The organism is Leclercia sp. Marseille-Q4284 (assembly GCF_916618945.1).
Classification (GTDB): Bacteria; Pseudomonadota; Gammaproteobacteria; order Enterobacterales; family Enterobacteriaceae; genus Enterobacter; species Enterobacter tamurae.
This window is the reverse complement of the sequence record NZ_CAKAKG010000001.1, coordinates 1327710-1344376: the sequence shown is the minus strand read 5'-3', so window position 1 is coordinate 1344376 and position 16667 is coordinate 1327710. Positions and strand designations below refer to the sequence as shown.

The 16667-nt window shown below is 56.2% G+C and carries 17 protein-coding genes and 1 pseudogene; 5 read left to right on the top strand and 13 right to left on the bottom strand.

Translation table 11 applies throughout. The features are described 5' to 3' along the window. Positions 1-19 precede the first annotated feature (19 nt). The 4 genes from LG383_RS06260 to ftrA form a co-directional block, all read right to left on the bottom strand. Positions 20-1804, bottom strand: a complete 1785-nt coding sequence (locus LG383_RS06260) for a bifunctional alpha/beta hydrolase/class I SAM-dependent methyltransferase (RefSeq protein ID WP_225758587.1) — start codon at positions 1802-1804, stop codon at positions 20-22. Positions 1805-1872: 68 nt separating this feature from the next. After that, complete coding sequence (locus tag LG383_RS06255; RefSeq protein WP_225758586.1) at positions 1873-2787, bottom strand: phosphatidate cytidylyltransferase; 915 nt, start codon at positions 2785-2787, stop codon at positions 1873-1875. A 4-nt stretch (positions 2788-2791) separates the two neighbouring features. Beyond that, a complete protein-coding gene (locus tag LG383_RS06250; RefSeq protein ID WP_225758585.1) occupies positions 2792-3391 on the bottom strand; it encodes a CDP-alcohol phosphatidyltransferase family protein in 600 nt (199 codons plus the stop codon). 192 nt (positions 3392-3583) lie between these two features. Beyond that, entirely contained in the window at positions 3584-4546 is a 963-nt protein-coding gene (ftrA, locus tag LG383_RS06245) for a transcriptional regulator FtrA (RefSeq protein ID WP_225758584.1), read from the bottom strand. Between the two features lie 109 nt (positions 4547-4655). On the opposite strand from ftrA, the gene LG383_RS06240 reads away from it, so the two are divergent. Next, complete coding sequence (locus tag LG383_RS06240; protein WP_225758583.1) at positions 4656-5051, top strand: rhodanese-like domain-containing protein; 396 nt, start codon at positions 4656-4658, stop codon at positions 5049-5051. 41 nt (positions 5052-5092) lie between these two features. On the opposite strand, the gene LG383_RS06235 is transcribed toward LG383_RS06240, so the two are convergent. Further along, positions 5093-6478 carry a cytosine permease gene (locus LG383_RS06235; protein ID WP_225759509.1) on the bottom strand — a complete coding sequence of 462 codons (1386 nt, stop codon included), beginning with the start codon at positions 6476-6478 and terminating at the stop codon, positions 5093-5095. Between the two features lie 322 nt (positions 6479-6800). Here LG383_RS06235 and LG383_RS06230 point away from each other — a divergent pair, with 322 nt between their 5' ends. The 3 genes from LG383_RS06230 (at position 6801) to LG383_RS06220 (ending at position 10272) form a co-directional block, all read left to right on the top strand. Beyond that, the gene (locus LG383_RS06230) at positions 6801-9074 is read left to right on the top strand and encodes an FdhF/YdeP family oxidoreductase (RefSeq protein WP_225758582.1); all 2274 of its coding nucleotides are present in this window, start codon (positions 6801-6803) and stop codon (positions 9072-9074) included. A 104-nt stretch (positions 9075-9178) separates the two neighbouring features. Next, on the top strand, positions 9179-9586 hold the full coding sequence (locus LG383_RS06225) for an MbcA/ParS/Xre antitoxin family protein (RefSeq protein WP_106993229.1): 408 nt from the start codon (positions 9179-9181) through the stop codon (positions 9584-9586). Beyond that, the gene (locus LG383_RS06220) at positions 9583-10272 is read left to right on the top strand and encodes an RES family NAD+ phosphorylase (protein ID WP_225758581.1); all 690 of its coding nucleotides are present in this window, start codon (positions 9583-9585) and stop codon (positions 10270-10272) included. The genes LG383_RS06225 and LG383_RS06220 overlap by 4 nt, the downstream gene beginning before the upstream one ends. 9 nt (positions 10273-10281) lie before the next feature. Here LG383_RS06220 and LG383_RS06215 read toward each other — a convergent pair whose 3' ends face one another. Then, entirely contained in the window at positions 10282-10683 is a 402-nt protein-coding gene (locus LG383_RS06215) for a DUF4440 domain-containing protein (RefSeq protein ID WP_106993231.1), read from the bottom strand. Between the two features lie 412 nt (positions 10684-11095). Between LG383_RS06215 and LG383_RS06210 the strand changes: the two genes are divergently transcribed. Next, positions 11096-11551, top strand: coding sequence for a hypothetical protein (locus tag LG383_RS06210; RefSeq protein WP_225758580.1), 456 nt, complete (start codon positions 11096-11098; stop codon positions 11549-11551). A gap of 216 nt (positions 11552-11767) precedes the next feature. Here LG383_RS06210 and LG383_RS06205 read toward each other — a convergent pair whose 3' ends face one another. The 7 genes and pseudogenes from LG383_RS06205 to LG383_RS06175 form a co-directional block, all read right to left on the bottom strand. After that, a complete protein-coding gene (locus LG383_RS06205; protein ID WP_225758579.1) occupies positions 11768-12157 on the bottom strand; it encodes a hypothetical protein in 390 nt (129 codons plus the stop codon). A 195-nt stretch (positions 12158-12352) separates the two neighbouring features. Beyond that, positions 12353-12598 (bottom strand): annotated as a pseudogene (locus LG383_RS06200) (transposase); the annotation flags it as partial. A gap of 259 nt (positions 12599-12857) precedes the next feature. Then, on the bottom strand, positions 12858-13784 hold the full coding sequence (gene catA / locus LG383_RS06195) for a catechol 1,2-dioxygenase (RefSeq protein WP_225758578.1): 927 nt from the start codon (positions 13782-13784) through the stop codon (positions 12858-12860). 36 nt (positions 13785-13820) lie between these two features. Next, positions 13821-14111 (bottom strand): muconolactone Delta-isomerase, encoded by a 291-nt coding sequence (catC, locus tag LG383_RS06190; protein WP_225758577.1) that lies wholly within the window; start codon positions 14109-14111, stop codon positions 13821-13823. A 15-nt stretch (positions 14112-14126) separates the two neighbouring features. Further along, the gene (locus LG383_RS06185) at positions 14127-15239 is read right to left on the bottom strand and encodes a muconate cycloisomerase family protein (protein WP_225758576.1); all 1113 of its coding nucleotides are present in this window, start codon (positions 15237-15239) and stop codon (positions 14127-14129) included. Continuing rightward, positions 15236-16003 (bottom strand): 3-oxoadipate enol-lactonase, encoded by a 768-nt coding sequence (gene pcaD / locus LG383_RS06180; protein WP_225758575.1) that lies wholly within the window; start codon positions 16001-16003, stop codon positions 15236-15238. The genes LG383_RS06185 and pcaD overlap by 4 nt, the downstream gene beginning before the upstream one ends. Beyond that, positions 16003-16665, bottom strand: a complete 663-nt coding sequence (locus tag LG383_RS06175) for a 3-oxoacid CoA-transferase subunit B (protein WP_225758574.1) — start codon at positions 16663-16665, stop codon at positions 16003-16005. Before LG383_RS06175 ends, pcaD begins: the two co-directional genes overlap by 1 nt. Positions 16666-16667: the final 2 nt, after the last annotated feature.

Here is a 16667-nt window from a genome sequence, read left to right as displayed (position 1 = left end):
TTTTTTGCTGTGTCAGATGCTAATCAGCAGTACGTAATCGATCGCTATCATCACGTCGTACAGCCATAGAAACAGTAAAAATGCCCCATTCATCAATTAACTGAGCACATTTTTCAAAACCCGCCTCTCGCACCAGCGCATCCATTTCTCCCTGAGTACGGACCCGCATCACCCAGGCTTCGCCATCTTTATGGCTGGTAAGGGACCATGCGATCGTTTTTAGCTGCGGATGCCATGGCTGGCCGGTATAAATCAGTATGCCACCGGGTTCAATAGCGTCTGCCAGACCGGCAAGCGACTGACGCACTAATCTGTTTTCTGGAAACAGTTCATAAAGTCCTGAGACTATACCCAACGTTGGGTGCGGATCCAGTGAGGCCAGTTCCATGCGGTTGAAGGCATTCCCCCTTTCAAAACGCGCGCATCCGGTCATGCCGCGACGAGCGATCATCTCCAGACCTTTTGACACATTTAACTCACTGTAATCGCGCAGCAGGATCTCGCTCACGCATGCCTCGCCCTCCAACGCGTCGAGTACATATCGGCCGTGACCAGCGGCGACATCAACTACCCGCACTGCTTTGCCCTGCCCCACGAGTTTCGTCACTGCCTGCTGAATTAACTGTTGCAAGTGGAGCTTGCGCTGGCGGATACCTTTCCAGCCCAGGGTATTGAGATAACATTTGTCAATTAAATGCCCAAGCGCACTGCTGCCCTGAGGCTGGTTACGATAGACATAATCCAGCGTACTGCCCGAATCAAAACCTGTCTCAAATCCCAGCCGTAAACCTGTGGACTGCGTTCCCAACATCTTCATGCCATAGCGCAAGCCGCGATATGCAATATCGTCCAGCGAACAGGGTGCCGGACCTCCGCTTAATATCCGCCAGCTATCCGCCCCCGGGCTCCAGCGATCTTCATTACTGTAATCAAATCGTTGTAAAGGCAGGTTATAGAGTGTGTCGATGAATTTACGCATTTTGTCGAATACCAGCCCTCTCTCTTTTTCACCCAGCGTATCGTGATAAAAACCGTTCAGAACATGCAGCTCTTTTAATGGGCTCCGCAGTTTTTGATAAAAATCGAGCTGCGGCTGACGGTGTACAACATAATCTTCTCCGGAGACAAGCATCTGAACAGGCAAAGTAATCGCAACGGCATCAGTGATGATCCTCTCCGCTGTTTTATAGAGATCGAGCAGCATGTTAACCGCAATAGGGTGTGTTATCAGCGGGTCCTGACTAAAGCTCGCGACTCGCTGTGGGTCATGAGTCAGGTATTTTCCTTTAACGTAAGAATTAACGAAAAAGAGACCCCGGAGACGATATAACAACGCCAGCCCGGAACGGGCTAGCGGCACATACAGCTTCACCTTAAATGCCGGGGATACCAGAACCAGACCACGAATAACTGGGGCATAATCATGTGCCCAAGCTGCGACCATAACCGCGCCGACGCTTTGCGCCACCACTACCACATCCGCCATCGATGCCTGACTATCGTTCGCAGTAAAACGGACGAACTCGTCGACATCCTGTACCGAACGGGCGAGTGACGGACTATGTCCACGCAGACCGGGCGAGCGTCCATGACCACGGGCATCCCAGGCGTAAAAAGCGGTATCCGGCATCGCCAGCTCATCAATAATATGTTGCAAGCGCCCGGAATGTTCATGACCACGATGAAAGAGAACAATGACTTTCGACGTTGCGCCTGCTGAGATTGCAGGCCAATGGCGATAAAACAGCTCCGTATTGTCACTGGTTAAAAATTGCCGCTCGTCTGGCGTCCTTGTGTTAATCATGAGCAAGATTTCCTTTGAAGAGATAAAGCAGAGCGAGGACAACAGACATGAAGAGGTGTTGCCATGAGTCAATAACAGGCGTAGCGAATAAGATGGAAGAAGATTGGCGCGGTGAAGATAAGTGAATCCAGCCTGTCGAGGATGCCACCGTGCCCGGGGAGGAGTGTGCCGCTGTCTTTAACTCCCCTGTCGCGTTTGATGGCGGACATCACCACATCACCACAAAATCCAGTAATACTGATAACCACGCCCGCCAGCAGTGCCAATGACCATGTAAGCGGCGTAAGTAACGGACCCAACCCTGCTGCTGCCAACGCGGTCGTTGCCACTCCACCCAACAAACCCGCCACTGTCTTTCCGGGACTGATCTTTGGCGTCACTTTAATACGTCCAAATGCTTTGCCCCATATATACTGCGCAATGTCATTGAGCTCCGTCAGGCTCACCAGAAAGAGCGCCAGCAGTGCGCCTGTCTGTTTATCATCCGCAGGCAGTACCACTAAAAAGGCGACATGACTCAGGGCATAAACCGTCGTCATTATCCCCCAGTGAAACTGTGATGCCGTACGTAAAAAACCTTGTGTTTCGCCCGTAATAACCATGCCTACCGGTAAAAGCAAAAAAACATAAACCGGAATAAACAGCACAAATATTTCGTACCAACCATTTCCAACCAGCCAGTAGTTAACAGGGACGGAAATAAATAGCCAGAGTATGGGTATACAATCGGATTGCCGTGATGGCACAAGAGTTAAAAACTCTTTTAGCGCCATAAAACTGACCCACGCGAAGAATGTTATTGTTAACCAGTGCGGGCTAAGCATCGCGAGAGAAAACAGTAAAATGATCGCCCACCAGGTGCGAATACGTAATGTCAGTTCCTGCCAGTCTTTATCGGGGCGAAGCCGTATCAGTAGTCTATTCACTACTGTCGCTGTAAGCAGAAGCGCAAAAATAACCGCGAGGGATTTTTCCAGCAGCATTGTTTTACCCTTCTTCACCTAACGCGCTGCGGCAGCGGTTTACGATCGTCCACAGCAGCAATATGACGGCAACACCCCACACGGCGTTGTTCCATTGCATAAGCTGCGGCCAGACAAATAACGCCAGTCCCCAGATCCCGAACGCCAGCGCTCTGTCACTTTTACCCAGCGGCCCGGCATAGCTGCGCACGCCGTTGAGGGTTTGCGCCAGCACGCCGCAAAATTCCGTCATCACAGCGCAAAACAGCATAATGATCCCCAGCGATACATTGCTGTATGGGAGCAAGATAAAAGGCAGGTAGAGTGCGATATCAGAAAGCACATCGCCAATCTCATTGAGAATCGCTCCAGGACGCGATGTTTGGTTGTAATTACGTGCCAGCATGCCATCCAGTGCATTAAGTGCCATGCGCGCAATTAGCGTAACGGGAAGCAGAACAAAGAGAACAGGCTGAGGAAAAAGGATAAGCACTGCGCCTGTGATAAAACAGAGGGCCATTGCAGTGAGCGTAATGTGATTAGGGGTAACCCGGCGTTTGTATAATCCTATCATCACCGGGTTTAAAAGTGCCTGAAAAGCGGGCTTTAGCTGGTAAAGTGTCATGACTCTATTCCCTTAGAGTTCGTTAATTTTATTATGATGTATTAATTGCCCCCATGAAGGGAGGTGTTTTTCTTCACCCTAATAAAAATCAGAATACGGCCCACTAAGGGCATAGCAAATCTCTTGCTCGAATTCTGGCCGCAACATTTACGGAAGATGGTCTGCTTTTGACGTTTTATCTTTATGTCTCCCTCACAAAGGGTTCGCAGCAAACCCCTTCCGATAAGCCGCAGGCGTCGTCGACAGCTGATTCCTGAAGTGATGGCGCATCGTCCCTACGCTGCCAAACCCGACCTGCTCCGCAATCCGTTCTATCGACAGCTGGCTGTTTTCCAGCAGATCCTGGCTGCGGCTCAGGCGAGCATGCAATAACCATTGGGCAGGCGTCTTGCCAGTAGTCGCAGCAAAACGGCGCAGAAAAGTGCGCGGGCTCATGCCGACAAATTTCGCCAGGGAATCGACGCTGTGCGGAGCAGCAAGGTTTTCAAGCAGATAATCAAACAGCGCGCCAAGCCGATGGCCTTCATAGGCGACGGGCACCGCCTGCTGGATAAACTGCGCCTGGCCGCCATCGCGATGCGGGGACACCACCAGCCGACGCGCCACCTGGTTGGCCGCCACGCTGCCATAATCCCGGCGCACCAGGTGCAGACAGAGGTCGATGCCCGCCGCGCTACCGGCGGAGGTCAGGACATCACCGCTATCGATATACAACACGTCCGGTGTGACCTGAATGGCGGGATAACGCTGTTGCAGCAGGTCGGTGTAGCGCCAGTGGGTGGTGGCCTGGCGCTTATCAAGTAACCCTGCGGCGGCCAGCACAAAGACACCGGAGCAAATGGATAAAATTCTCGCCCCACGCTGATGGGCGGCGACCAGCTGCTCGCACAGCGCGGCGGGTACCGGAACATCGGCGCCCCGCCAGCCGGGAACGATAATGGTCCCGGCCTCCGCCAGCAATTCCAGCCCGCCGTCGACCATCAGCCGGATGCCGCCCGTGGCGCGCAGCTCTCCCGGCTCGACACCCGCTACCGCAAAGCGATACCAGTTATCCCCCATTTCAGGGCGGGCAAGGCCGAAAATTTCCACGGCAATGCCGAATTCAAACGTACATAAGCCGTCATAGGCCAGCGCAACCACCAGAGGATTATTCATCACCGCACTCAGGGTATTTTTGTCATGATCCTGATGGTATATGGCATTTCTGCCAGCTGTCAAAACCGCGCCGTCACCGTAGAGTAAAGCCTCAAACCTGGAGGAAACGATGAGCTATGTGACTGATTATCCTGCTGCGACAGCAGAAAACGCGGCGAACCATTTTTTACAACGGCTGAGTGTGGAAACGGATTGCGACGACGTCCATACCGCATTCAAAGAGGGCGATATCGATTTTGTCCTGCTGCATGTGGTGGGCAGCCCGGAGGCATTTGCTCGCCGTCATATTCCGGGGGCGGTGCATCTGCGCCATCGCGATATTACAGCCCACAGAATGGCGGAGTGGCCACCCGAGACCCTGTTCGTTGTCTATTGCGCTGGCCCGCACTGCAACGGCGCCGATCGCGCAGCGCTGAAGCTGGCGCAACTGGGTCGTCCGGTGAAAATTATGATTGGTGGCATGACCGGTTGGGCCGACGAAGGTTTTGCCTTTAACGCCGGATAATACCGACGCCGACCCTGCATTCAGGGTCGGCATCTCTCCCCTTACCTGCCCGATGCCGGGTAGATAGTCTGCTCCGGCAATACCCGGCGATCAAAACGTCGTAAGGCATAGTACAGCCCCGCCGTACAGAACCAGCCGATGATCCACGACACATCATTCCCGGCAAAAATCCAGGTCAGCGAACCGTGGTAGAGCGGGTTCTCAATGAACGGCAGCTGGATCAGCACGCCAACGGCATAGACGCTGATACCGAACAAATTCCAGTAGCCGTAGCGTTTACGCGGATCGAACAGCGCCGGAATATCGACGGCTTTATGGGAAATAATAAAGTAGTCGGTCAGACTAATGGCGCTCCACGGCACGAAGAACGCCAGCAGGAACAGCAGGAAATGGGTGAAGTGTTTCAGGAATGCGGGCTCACTGAGCAACGCAATCACGCAGGAGATGGCCACCATCAGCACCACAAAGATCACCCGACTTCTCTGGCTCAGGGTGGTCTGGTTGCGGAACCCCGACACGATAGTGGTCAGCGACATAAAGCTGCCGTAGGCGTTCAGGGTGGTAAAGGTGATTTTACCGAAGCAGATCGCAAAGTAGATCACCATCGCCATCGCCTCGCTTTTGCCCAGCCCGACGATATAGCTCACCTCATGCCCCTTGAAGGCGCTACCAGCAATCGCCGCGGTGATCACCCCGAGGGTCATCGACGCCTGGGTGCCCAGCACCGTGCCGCTGAAGACCGAGAAGAAGGTTTTCACCCCGGAGACGTCGCGCGGCAGATAGCGGGAGTAGTCGGATACGTAGGGGCAAAAGGCGATCTGCCATGAGGAAGAGAGCGACACTGCCAGCAGGAACATCGGCATCGAGAAGTGGTTGTTCTGCGCAATCGCCCCCAGATCGCTGGACATCAGCAGGGCGATAAACAGATACACAAACGCCAGTACGCCCACCACGCTCGCCACTTTGCCGAGCTTGTGGATCACGCGATAGCCCAGCACTGCAATCACAATAATGATCGCGCTGAACAGGATCATACCCGCCACGTTCGACACCGACAGCAGTTTCGCCATCGCCTGTCCGGCCAGCACCGTGCCGCTGGCGGAGAATCCGACGTACATCACGCAGACCAGCACTAGTGGGATCACTGCACCCAGCACACCAAACTGGGCGCGGCTGATGATCATCTGTGGCAGACCCAGACGCGGCCCCTGCAGGGCATGGAACGACATCACCGTCGCCCCGAGCACCTGCCCCACCAGCAGGCCCACGATCGACCACACCACATCGCCGCCCAGCACCACCGCCAGCGCGCCGGTCACAATAGCGGTGATCTGCAGGTTGCCGCCAAACCACAGCGTAAACTGACTGAAGGGGTGGCCGTGGCGTTCATTATCCGGGATGTAATCGATGGATCGCGTTTCCGACAACCGCGTCCCGTTTTTGTTTGACTGCTCTTCTGAAGACGATAAAGACGACATAGTTTCCTCTCTGAGTGCCTGATTACTGGCAGCCAAACATCCCGCTTGCGCTGACCCGCCCGTCACATGACAGAACATGTATATACAACCAATAACCGCGCTTCACATTACCCGGAAGATGTTTTTGTGAGCTGAACTGTGAATAATTTGTAATTAATTTGAAAATTATCTGTAGCAGAGAAAAACCGTCAGACGCGATAATCTGGCTGATACTGAGAGAATCAGGTGCGTTGTTGGGATAGCAAAACGCTGAGAACATGTAGGAGTCAAGATGAATCATAAACGACGTGCCGTTCCGGGCATTCACCATTACGCCGGTCCGGCGGGCGGCTGGGGAGCCTTAAAGGCCACGGCGATTGCCGTGCGCACGCAGATGGATGCCTTTGACGCCCCTGCGACTCTGCTGCGCACCAACCAGCCCGACGGCTTTGACTGCCCGGGCTGCGCCTGGCCAGACAAAGAACACAAATCCACCTTCCAGTTTTGCGAGAATGGTGCCAAGGCGGTGACCTGGGAGGCGACCACGAAGCGCGTCACGCCGGCGTTTTTCGCAGAACACACCGTCAGCGCCCTGTGGGAGAAAAGTGATTTTGAGCTGGAGGGCTATGGCCGTCTGACCCATCCCATGAAATACGATCCGCAGAGCGATACCTTTCGCCCGGTAGAATGGGACGACGCCTTCGCCCGTATCGGGGAGGTGATGCGCGGCCTGGCACCCAATCAGGTTGAATTTTACACCTCCGGGCGCGCCTCGAACGAAGCCGCGTTCCTGTATCAGCTGTTTGCCCGCGAACTGGGCACCAATAATTTCCCGGACTGCTCCAACATGTGCCATCAGGCCACCAGCGTTGGCCTGCCCCGCTCCATCGGCATTGGTAAAGGCACCGTCTCGCTGGAGGATTTTGACCAGACCGAGCTGGTGATCTCCATCGGCCACAACCCGGGCACCAACCACCCGCGGATGATGGGCACCCTGCACGAGCTTGCCCGCCGGGGGGTGCCGATTATTGTCTTTAACCCTTTGCGCGAAACGGCGCTGGAGCGCTTTGCCGATCCGCAAAGCGTCAGGGAGATGGCGACGTACAGCGCCACCGATATCGCCTCGACCTACTATCAGGTGAAAGCCGGGGGCGATGCCGCCGCGTTAAAAGGGATTGCCAAACATCTGCTGGTGCTGGGCGCGCTGGATCACGACTTTATCGCTACCCAGACTCAAGGGTTCGCAGAATTTGCCGCCGACATCGCCGCGACATCGTGGGAGGCCATTGAACGGGAGTCCGGCCTCAGCCGCGTCGATCTGGAGAACGTGGCGCAGATCTACGCCAGGTCCCGCGCCACCATCATCACCTACGGCATGGGGATCACCCAGCATAACAAGGGCACCGCCAACGTGCGCCTGATTGCCGACCTGCTATTGCTGCGCGGCAATATCGGCAAGCCCGGGGCGGGCATCTGCCCGTTACGCGGCCACTCCAACGTGCAGGGCAACCGCACGGTGGGGATCACCGAAAAACCGACCGCTGCCTTCCTCGACCGGCTGGGCACGGTGTTTGGCTTTACGCCACCCACCGCCCACGGCCACGACGCGGTGCAGGCCGCTCAGGCGATGATCGACGGCGAGGCCAAAGCGCTGCTGTGCCTCGGGGGTAATTTTGCCGTAGCAATGCCCGATCACGACAAAGCCTTCCCGGCGCTGAAAACACTGGATCTCAGCGTGCATGTCGCCACCAAGCTGAACCGCACCCACCTGCTGGTTGGTAAAGAGACCTGGCTCCTGCCCTGCCTCGGGCGCACCGAGCTGGACATGCAGCGCAGCGGCCAGCAGTCGATTACCGTGGAAGATTCAATGTCGATGGTGCATGCCTCCAGCGGTAAGCTGAAACCTGCCTCGCCGTTGCTGCGCTCGGAGCCAGCCATTGTCGCCGGGATCGCCCACGCCACCCTGACGAACAGCAACACCGACTGGCTGGAGCTGGTGGCCGACTACGACCGTATCCGCGACCGGATCGAACAGACCCTGCCCGGCTTTGAGAACTTCAACGCGCGCATCCGAATTGCTGGCGGATTCCGCATGCCGCTGCCCCCCACCGAACGCATCTGGCCGACGCCCACCGGCAAAGCGATGTTCTCCCTGTTTGACGGCGTTGAGGAGAATCTCCCCGGTGAAGGTGAGAATGTGCTGCGTCTGGTCACCCTGCGCAGTCACGACCAGTACAACACCACCATCTACGCCCTCGATGACCGCTATCGCGGGGTGTTTGGCCGCCGCGACGTGCTGTTTATGAACGAAGCCGATATGCAGCAGCTTGGGCTGGAGCATGGCGATCGGGTGGATATCACCACCGCCCTGCCCGACAGCCAGCAGCGCCTCAACGACATTACCCTGGTGGCCTACAGCATCGCCCCCGGCACGGTGGCCGCTTACTATCCCGAGGCTAACGTGCTGGTTCCGCTACATTATCTCGATAAAGAGAGCGGCACGCCGTCGTATAAATCGGTGCCGGTGCATATCACCCTGCGCTCTAAGGAGATCCGGGCGTTATAAAGCAGAGTGACCATGAATCAGGTAAAGGTGTCTTCACGTAGACAGATTGTTATATTTAGTTCATGCTAAGACTATATTAATCAATCTGAGCTGAGGGGCATCCTATGACGAAGCACCTGAACCCTGCCTCTGAATCCCGCGGCGATCGCGATCTGATCGCCATCAGAGCTGCGATGAACATTCTGGAAAAATGGGGCTGCACAACAGAGCAGCAGCAGAACATACTGCAACTCTCCAGAGCGGCGCTCTATAAGTACCGCCATAACGATACGAAGACGGCCTCGTTAAGTCACGATCAGTTAACCCGGATCAGCTACCTGCTGAATATGCACTCGGCGCTGCGCATCGTGTTCAGTAACCCCGAGAACGTCTACGGGTTTATGACCATGGCGAACCACAATGCTTACTTCAATGGGGCAACGCCGTTATCCCTGATTGAGGATGGCGAGTTCGGCAATCTGCATGAAGTCGCCCGGCGTGTTGATGTCCTGCGCGGAGGCCTGGCCGGATGATCCATCCTGAGATCCCCAGAACAGCGCTAATCCCCTTCAAAGGCTATCGCCTGCTGCATACCAAGTACCCGGCCATTTACGTGTTTGAGGACGTTGCCACCCCGGAGGAGTTTGACGTTCTCTACGACATCCAGAAACTAACCAACCCGCGCCTGTCGCAGGAGGTGGGAAATCTGGATCTGCTGCCGCGTGAAGAGTGGGTGCTGGGGATCCGCGGCGCACATTATGCGATGGCGGCCTTCACCCATATCAACCCCGACGGCAGCCGCTTTTCGAATGGCGATTTTGGCGTCTATTACCTCGGGGACAGCCAGGAAACGGCGCTGGCCGAAGTTGTTTACCACTGTCAGCACTACTGGCGGAACGTGCCTGAACTGAAGTTCGAGCGCTTCGAATATCGCTGTCTGGAAACCGAGCTGAGCAGTTCGTCATTTGTCGATATCACCGGCCTGGCGGATACCCATCCCTGGTACCATCCAACGGACTACAGCGAACCGCAACAGCTGGGCGCCAGCCTGCGTGTGGCGGGTGAAACCGGCGTAACGTACCGCTCGGTTCGTCACCGGGACGGTATCTGCTGGGCGCTGTTAACGCCGAAAACCATCACCAGCATCATTCAGACCTCCCTGCATCAGATTATCTGGAATAAAGGCATGGCCAGCATCGGGCTGGTCACCCCCACCTGATCACAACTTTCAGGCATTCTCGCCATCTAACAGCGAAGTGCCGTAAGAGTTGTCGATGGTGCAGAGCCAGCGGTCGTTTTCCAGGCGGAAGACATAGGTTGCGCGACGTGTTATCTCAGCGGTTCCCCCCAGTTCATCGGGGTAAAAAAGCTGTGTTTCCATGATCACCAGCGCATCGCCGCCGCCTTCGATAATCTCCATTTCGCCCTGTTTGACGATAAGCTGATCCTGAAAATAGTCCGAGATAGAAATAAACGCGCTGCGGATATTGTTTTTGCCTCTGACGATCGTCCCGGGCTTCACCACCAGCACGGCGTCTTCAGCGTAGTACTCCATCAGCGAATCGAAATCTTTGGCTGAGATCGCCCTGTCACAGGCCTTAATGATCTGGCGAAGCGGGTGTTCGTTCATCTGCTTTTCTCCTGGTGCGTGGTTGCCTGTATTCACTGTATCACTGGATCGCCAACTTTGTAGGCCGGGCAAGCGAAGCGCCCCCGGCATTGCCGTTTCTGGAAAGCGCCTCGCAAAGCCTCAAGCAACCTTATGTAATTCGGGATTACCTCTTTTTTTCAGGAGATCGGCGTCGTAGAGTGACGGCGTTGCGGCACATCCGCAATCGGGCGTAGGAACCCGTAATTACATGACACGACAATATTTTTTGTCGCGACAGCGCTTATCCCGTTAAAATCACGGTGGCGCTGGCGGAGCAGCCGCAAGGCTGGCCGTTTTAGTCGTGTACGGCATTCCTACCTCCGTCAGCGCTACCACTCATGAGCGTAGGAACTCATGGATGGTGAGGAGATTTTTTAAAAAGGAACACGACATGACAACTCTCTTTAATCTGTCTTACACCCCATCTGACGAAAGCATTATTCAACAACTGATTGCCCTGCCCCTTCCGGCTGATGCGGATCTCTTCGAGTCCGCCGAACACTGTGCCGCGCTGGTTAGCGTGCTGGTTGAAACTGATGATGCAGCTGCATTCACTGCGCTTTGTGAGCGATTGCTGCATGGCCTCCGCCAGCTGCGAGAACTCTGCGATGCCGATCTGCCGCCGTATCTGATTGCACAGCTAATCGTCGGCGAAAAGGTCACCTCCTGCGTACCGGAGTGCTGGCAGGAAACGGCGTTACAGGTGGACTATGCGCAGGCGTTAACACAGGCGCTGCTGGCAGGCACGCTGCCGCCGGGCGTGGCGAAGGAATTGACGGGTTTGCTGCATGATATGGTGTGGCTGTTGGCGGAGTTTGTAAAAGAGCCGTATATTACGGCGCACTAAGCGCTGCTGACAGTTGATGAACGCTTTTACATAAGAGATAACCCGGTCAAAAAAGACCGGGTTTTTAGTTATTATACGGTTCAATCAACGCCATGCCCCGTACTTACAAGTTAAGAACCAATGGATGTCTGCTAAAAGCGAGAAGCGGAAGTTCGCAACTCCCACAACTACATGACTAACATTGAGGTGTCGTAATCAACGGAGAGCAGGTCATAGTCATTTTAGCTGCTTCAAGGGATAAGAGTTCGTGGTACTGGAACCGTCACCGTAGAGCTCGGTAATAATTATTTTTTTACCCTCAATAGCATATTTGACAGTACTGTCTGCAGGATCATCCCGCCAGCGACCGGTGCTGTCAGGATTGTCAGATGCCCACATAACTTGATCACCTATAAGTTTGCACTTGATTGCCCAACGGGTGCCATCGTTCTGTCGGATATAATGTACATAGGCAATACCTGATTCGACTTTATCCAGCTGCATGATCTTATGGTCACGGCCAAACATCGCAGCAGAAGCCGCCTTGCAAACCTGACCTACAGTGGCTTCAGAAGCCTGTACCGGTGCAGTAAACACCAACGGAAAAAGAATTAAGAGTTTCTTCATACGGATAAATCCATTTTGTTTATTTTCAGGAATAACGCTAAATGTATATTTCGGCAATCTAAAGCGTTTCTTGACGCTAATTTAGCGTTGGGATGACAGAACTGATTAACTTAGTCCCTGGCGTAATCTCAAGCTCAGCCTGACTGTCAGCTTGGCTCCTGCTGTGCGTTCTCAATCTGTGTAACTGCCCACTCGTTAAAGGTGATCGCTCAGGCGGTCACCGAACTCGATAATAAAACGACTCATTGCCAGCCGCCAGTTCTGGAGCGGCATACTCCACTTTTTCGACGCATCCTTGATCGCCAGATAAACAACCTTTCGTACCGAGTCATCTGTCAGGAACACTTTGCATTTTTTAATCGCTGCTCGGATCACACTGTTCAGCGATTCGATAGCGTTTGTGGTGTATATGGCTTTGCGGATGTCCGGCGGATAGCTGAACTGATGTTACCCACCAAAAGTGGACACTCGGCTATAAATGAGTCCCCCCTCAACCTGAGGTTGATCACTCATTACAATACAATATCAACTGCATTAATAACCAATACCCGTAGGTTAACTGCTTCATGAGCAAAGTCCGCTCCTGACACTTAGCAGTCATTCAAGTGAATCATCTCCATACCCAACCATAAATGTGATCCCCCTATAAAATTAAAAAACGGGGCCAAAAACCGGCCCCGGTCCTTTCAATACTCAGCAATCACTCCATCACCCGAGCCCGCTTCCCTCTCTCCTCTTCCCCCCCTTCATTCGCTTCCACCAGCGTAAAGCTAAAGTTCACCTCCGTATGCTCCCCATCAATATCTCGTTCCCTTGCCACAGCCGCATCCGTAACCTTCACCGGGTTCGCAATCAGCTCCGCCCTTGTCGCAAACGCAAAGTCATCCCACAGATACTCATCCCCGTTCAGGTTGATCTGGGTGGTCAGGTGCTTATACCCCGGTGCCGACACAAAAAAGTGCACGTGGGCCGGGCGATTACCATGACGCCCCAACGCGGTCAGCAGCTTCTGAGTCGGGCCATCCGGCGGGCAGCCGTAGCCGCACGGCACGATGCTGCGCACAGCATAGCGACCATCGTCACCGGTACGGATGCGGCGGCGCAGGTTGTATTCGCTCTGGGACTGGTCGAAGAAGGAATAGCCGCCGAGGGTGTTAGCGTGCCAGATATCGACAATCGCGCCGGCCACCGGCTTACCTTGCAGATCGGTTACCTGGCCCTGGAGCCATAGGGTTTCAGCCTGCTCTTTTCCGTCGTCCATGCGGGCAAAGCCCTCGCTCAGCGGCGCGTTGGCCACGTACAGCGGCCCTTCGATGGTGCGCGGGGTGCCGACGTCGTTGCCGGATGCGGCTTCTTTCTCATCGGCACGCATATCCAGATAGTGCTCCAGCCCCAGCCCGGCTGCCAGCAGCGCCGCTTCCTGGCGGCCGCCCAGTTCGTTGAGGTAGTTCACCGCCACCCAGAACTCTTCGTCGGTCACGTCGAACTGCTTGATGGTCTTGCATAGATCGCTCAGCAGCTGGTGCATGATGTTTTTCAGTCGATCGTTGCCGCCAGTGGCGTTTAAGCCGCTGCTGATCGCCAGTAAAGTGTCCAGCTCAGTTTGATGTACAGGATTCACGGTCATTGCTTCTTCCTCATTGTAGGGTACGGATTGTTGTTGTTATTTCTGTTCGTGATGAATCGAGGAGGGATGCATGCACAGGGGCTGCACGCTGATTTCCATCCACGGGTAGAGCGGCAGCGCGGTCAGGATGTCGTGCAGCTCCTGGTTATCCGCCACGTCAAAAATGCTGACGTTGGCGTACTGTCCGACCACGCGCCAGATGTGCGGCCACTTGCCTTCGCGCTGTAAGCGCTGGGAGTAAGCTTTCTCTTTCGCTTTGATCGCCTCAACCTCTGCCGACGGCAGCGAGGGCGGGATGTTGACCGTCATTTCCACTTTAAAAAGCATCGCGTTTTCCTTTTATTAACGTGCGTAATGACGCAGCTTGTCTTCGTCGATGTCGACGCCCAGTCCTGGCCCCGGCGGTAACGTCACCTCGCCCTGGATGAAGTCCAGCGGACGGACCACGATGTCATCCTTCAGCAGCAGCGGGCCGAACATCTCAGTGCCCCACTGCATCTTTACCGTCGACCAGGCGTGCAGCGAGGCCACGGTGCCGAGCGTCCCTTCAAGCATGGTGCCGCCATACAGCGCCACGCCCGCCGCCTGTGCCACGTGCGCCAGCTTCAGGGCCTGCGCCGGGCCGCCCGCTTTGGCGATCTTCAGGGCGTACGCGCCGGTAAAGCCGCCGCTTGCCAGGGAGTAGCCGTCATGGCTGGTGGCCACCGCTTCGTCGGCCAGAATCGGCACCGCAAAACGCTGGCTGAGGGTGATGAGCCCTTGCCGATCCCACAGCGGGATCGGCTGTTCCACCAGGTCGATCCCGCCCTCCTGCAGCCGGGTTATCCCTTTGATGGCGGTGGTCAGATCCCAGGCCTGGTTGACGTCCACGCGGATGCTGACCTCATCCCCAAGCGCGGCTTTGATCGCCAGGGCGTGACGAACGTCCACATCCAGCCCCCGGGCACCGATTTTCAGTTTGAAGGTGTTATGTCGCCCTTCCGCCAGCAGGCGTTTGCCCTCTTCGATGTCTTTTTGCGTGTCGCCGCTCGCCAGGGTCCACAGCACCGGCAGGCGCGTGGTAAGCGCCCCGCCCAGCAGCGAGCTGACCGGCAGCCCCAGCGCTTTGCCCTGAGCATCGAGAAACGCGGTTTCGAGGGCGGATTTAGCGAAGGTATTGCCCTTCACGCTGGCGTTCATCTTCTCTGCCAGGTCGGCCACGCCGTGGAATGACTGGCCGCACAGCAGCGGGGCCAGATAGGTCTCAATGGCGGATTTAATCCCCTCCGGGCTTTCAGCGCCGTAGCTCAGGCCGCCGATGGTGGTGGCTTCGCCCCAGCCGGTGATGCCGTTAGCGCATTCCATGCGGACGATGGTCAGCGTCTGGCAACCCATGGTTGCCATCGACAGCTTGTGCGGGCGAATGGTCGGGATATCCACCAGCCAGCAGGCCAGGGATTCAATGGTGATACTCATGTCGCAACTCCTGCGGTTAAAAAGGTGATCACGTGCTGGTTAAACCCGGATGGGCAGGCGACGTTCGACAGGTGCGAGGCGGGTAAGGCGACGCACTCGGTCTGCTTCGCCTGGGCCGCGAGCCATTCCGCATCCTGCAGGGTGGTGACCGGATCTTCAGTACCGGCAATCACCCGCATCGGGCGCAGCATGGCGGCGACCTCATCGCGCAGATCCGCCGCGGCCAGCGCTTCGCAGCAGGCGGCATAGCCTTCGGTCGGGGTGTCGGCGAGATCGTCGATCAGCAGCTGGACCATGCCGGGGTTCTGCTTGCGGAAGGCCGGGGTAAACCAGCGTTCCGCCGCGGTGCTGGCCACCGGGGCCATTCCCTGCTGACGGACGGTGGCGGCGCGCTGTAACCAGCCTCTGGACTCGCCGATCTTCGCCGCGGTGTTGGCCACCACGAAGCGCGGAAAGCGCGACGGGGCATGACGGTTGAGCCACATCCCGGTCATCCCGCCGAGGGAGATGCCGCAGAAGAAGGCGCGCTCAATATCCAGATGATCCAGCAAGGCGATCACGTCCTGCCCCAGCGAATCGAGGGTGATACCCCCTTCCGAAACCGGAGAGCGACCGTGGCCGCGGGTGTTGTAGCGCAGCACGCGGAAGTGTTGAGTAAAGTCAGCCATCTGCGGCTGCCACATCTGCCAGGTAGTGCCCAGCGAATTAGAGAGCACCAGCACCGGGGCCTCTTCCGGGCCATCGAGGCGATATCCCAGATCCATTACGCCTCCTCGGTTTCGGCGTTGAGGGCAAAGGTCAGCGCCACCGGGGTGACGGACTGGAGATACTCTGGGGTCACGTCGCCAAACAGCTCGCGCACCACGATGCCCTGCTGGGTGATATCCATCACCGCCATGTCGGTGTAGATCCGGTCGATGCAGGCCATCCCGGTCAGCGGGTAGGTACAGGTTTTGACGATCTTGCACTCGCCCTGACGGGTCAGATGTTCGGTCATCACATAGACGCGCTTCGCGCCAATCGCCAGGTCCATCGCCCCGCCCACCGCCGGAATGGAAGAGGGTTCGCCGGTGCTCCAGTTCGCGAGATCGCCGCGCTCGGAGACCTGATAGGCTCCCAGCACGCAGATATCGAGGTGGCCGCCGCGCATCATGGTGAACGAGTCGCCGTGGTGGAAATAGCAGCCGCCGGCAAGCAGCGTCACCGGCTGCTTGCCGGCGTTAATCAGTTCCGGATCTTCACAGCCGGGCGCAGGCGCAGGCCCCATACCGAGAATGCCGTTTTCGCTGTGGAGGAAGATCTCGCGATCCGCCGGAAGGTAGTTGGCGATCCGGGTCGGCAGGCCGATACCGAGGTTGACATAGGCCCCTTCGGGGATATCACGGGCGATGCGTTCGGCCAGCTGTTGATGGGTCAGTTTATTCACGG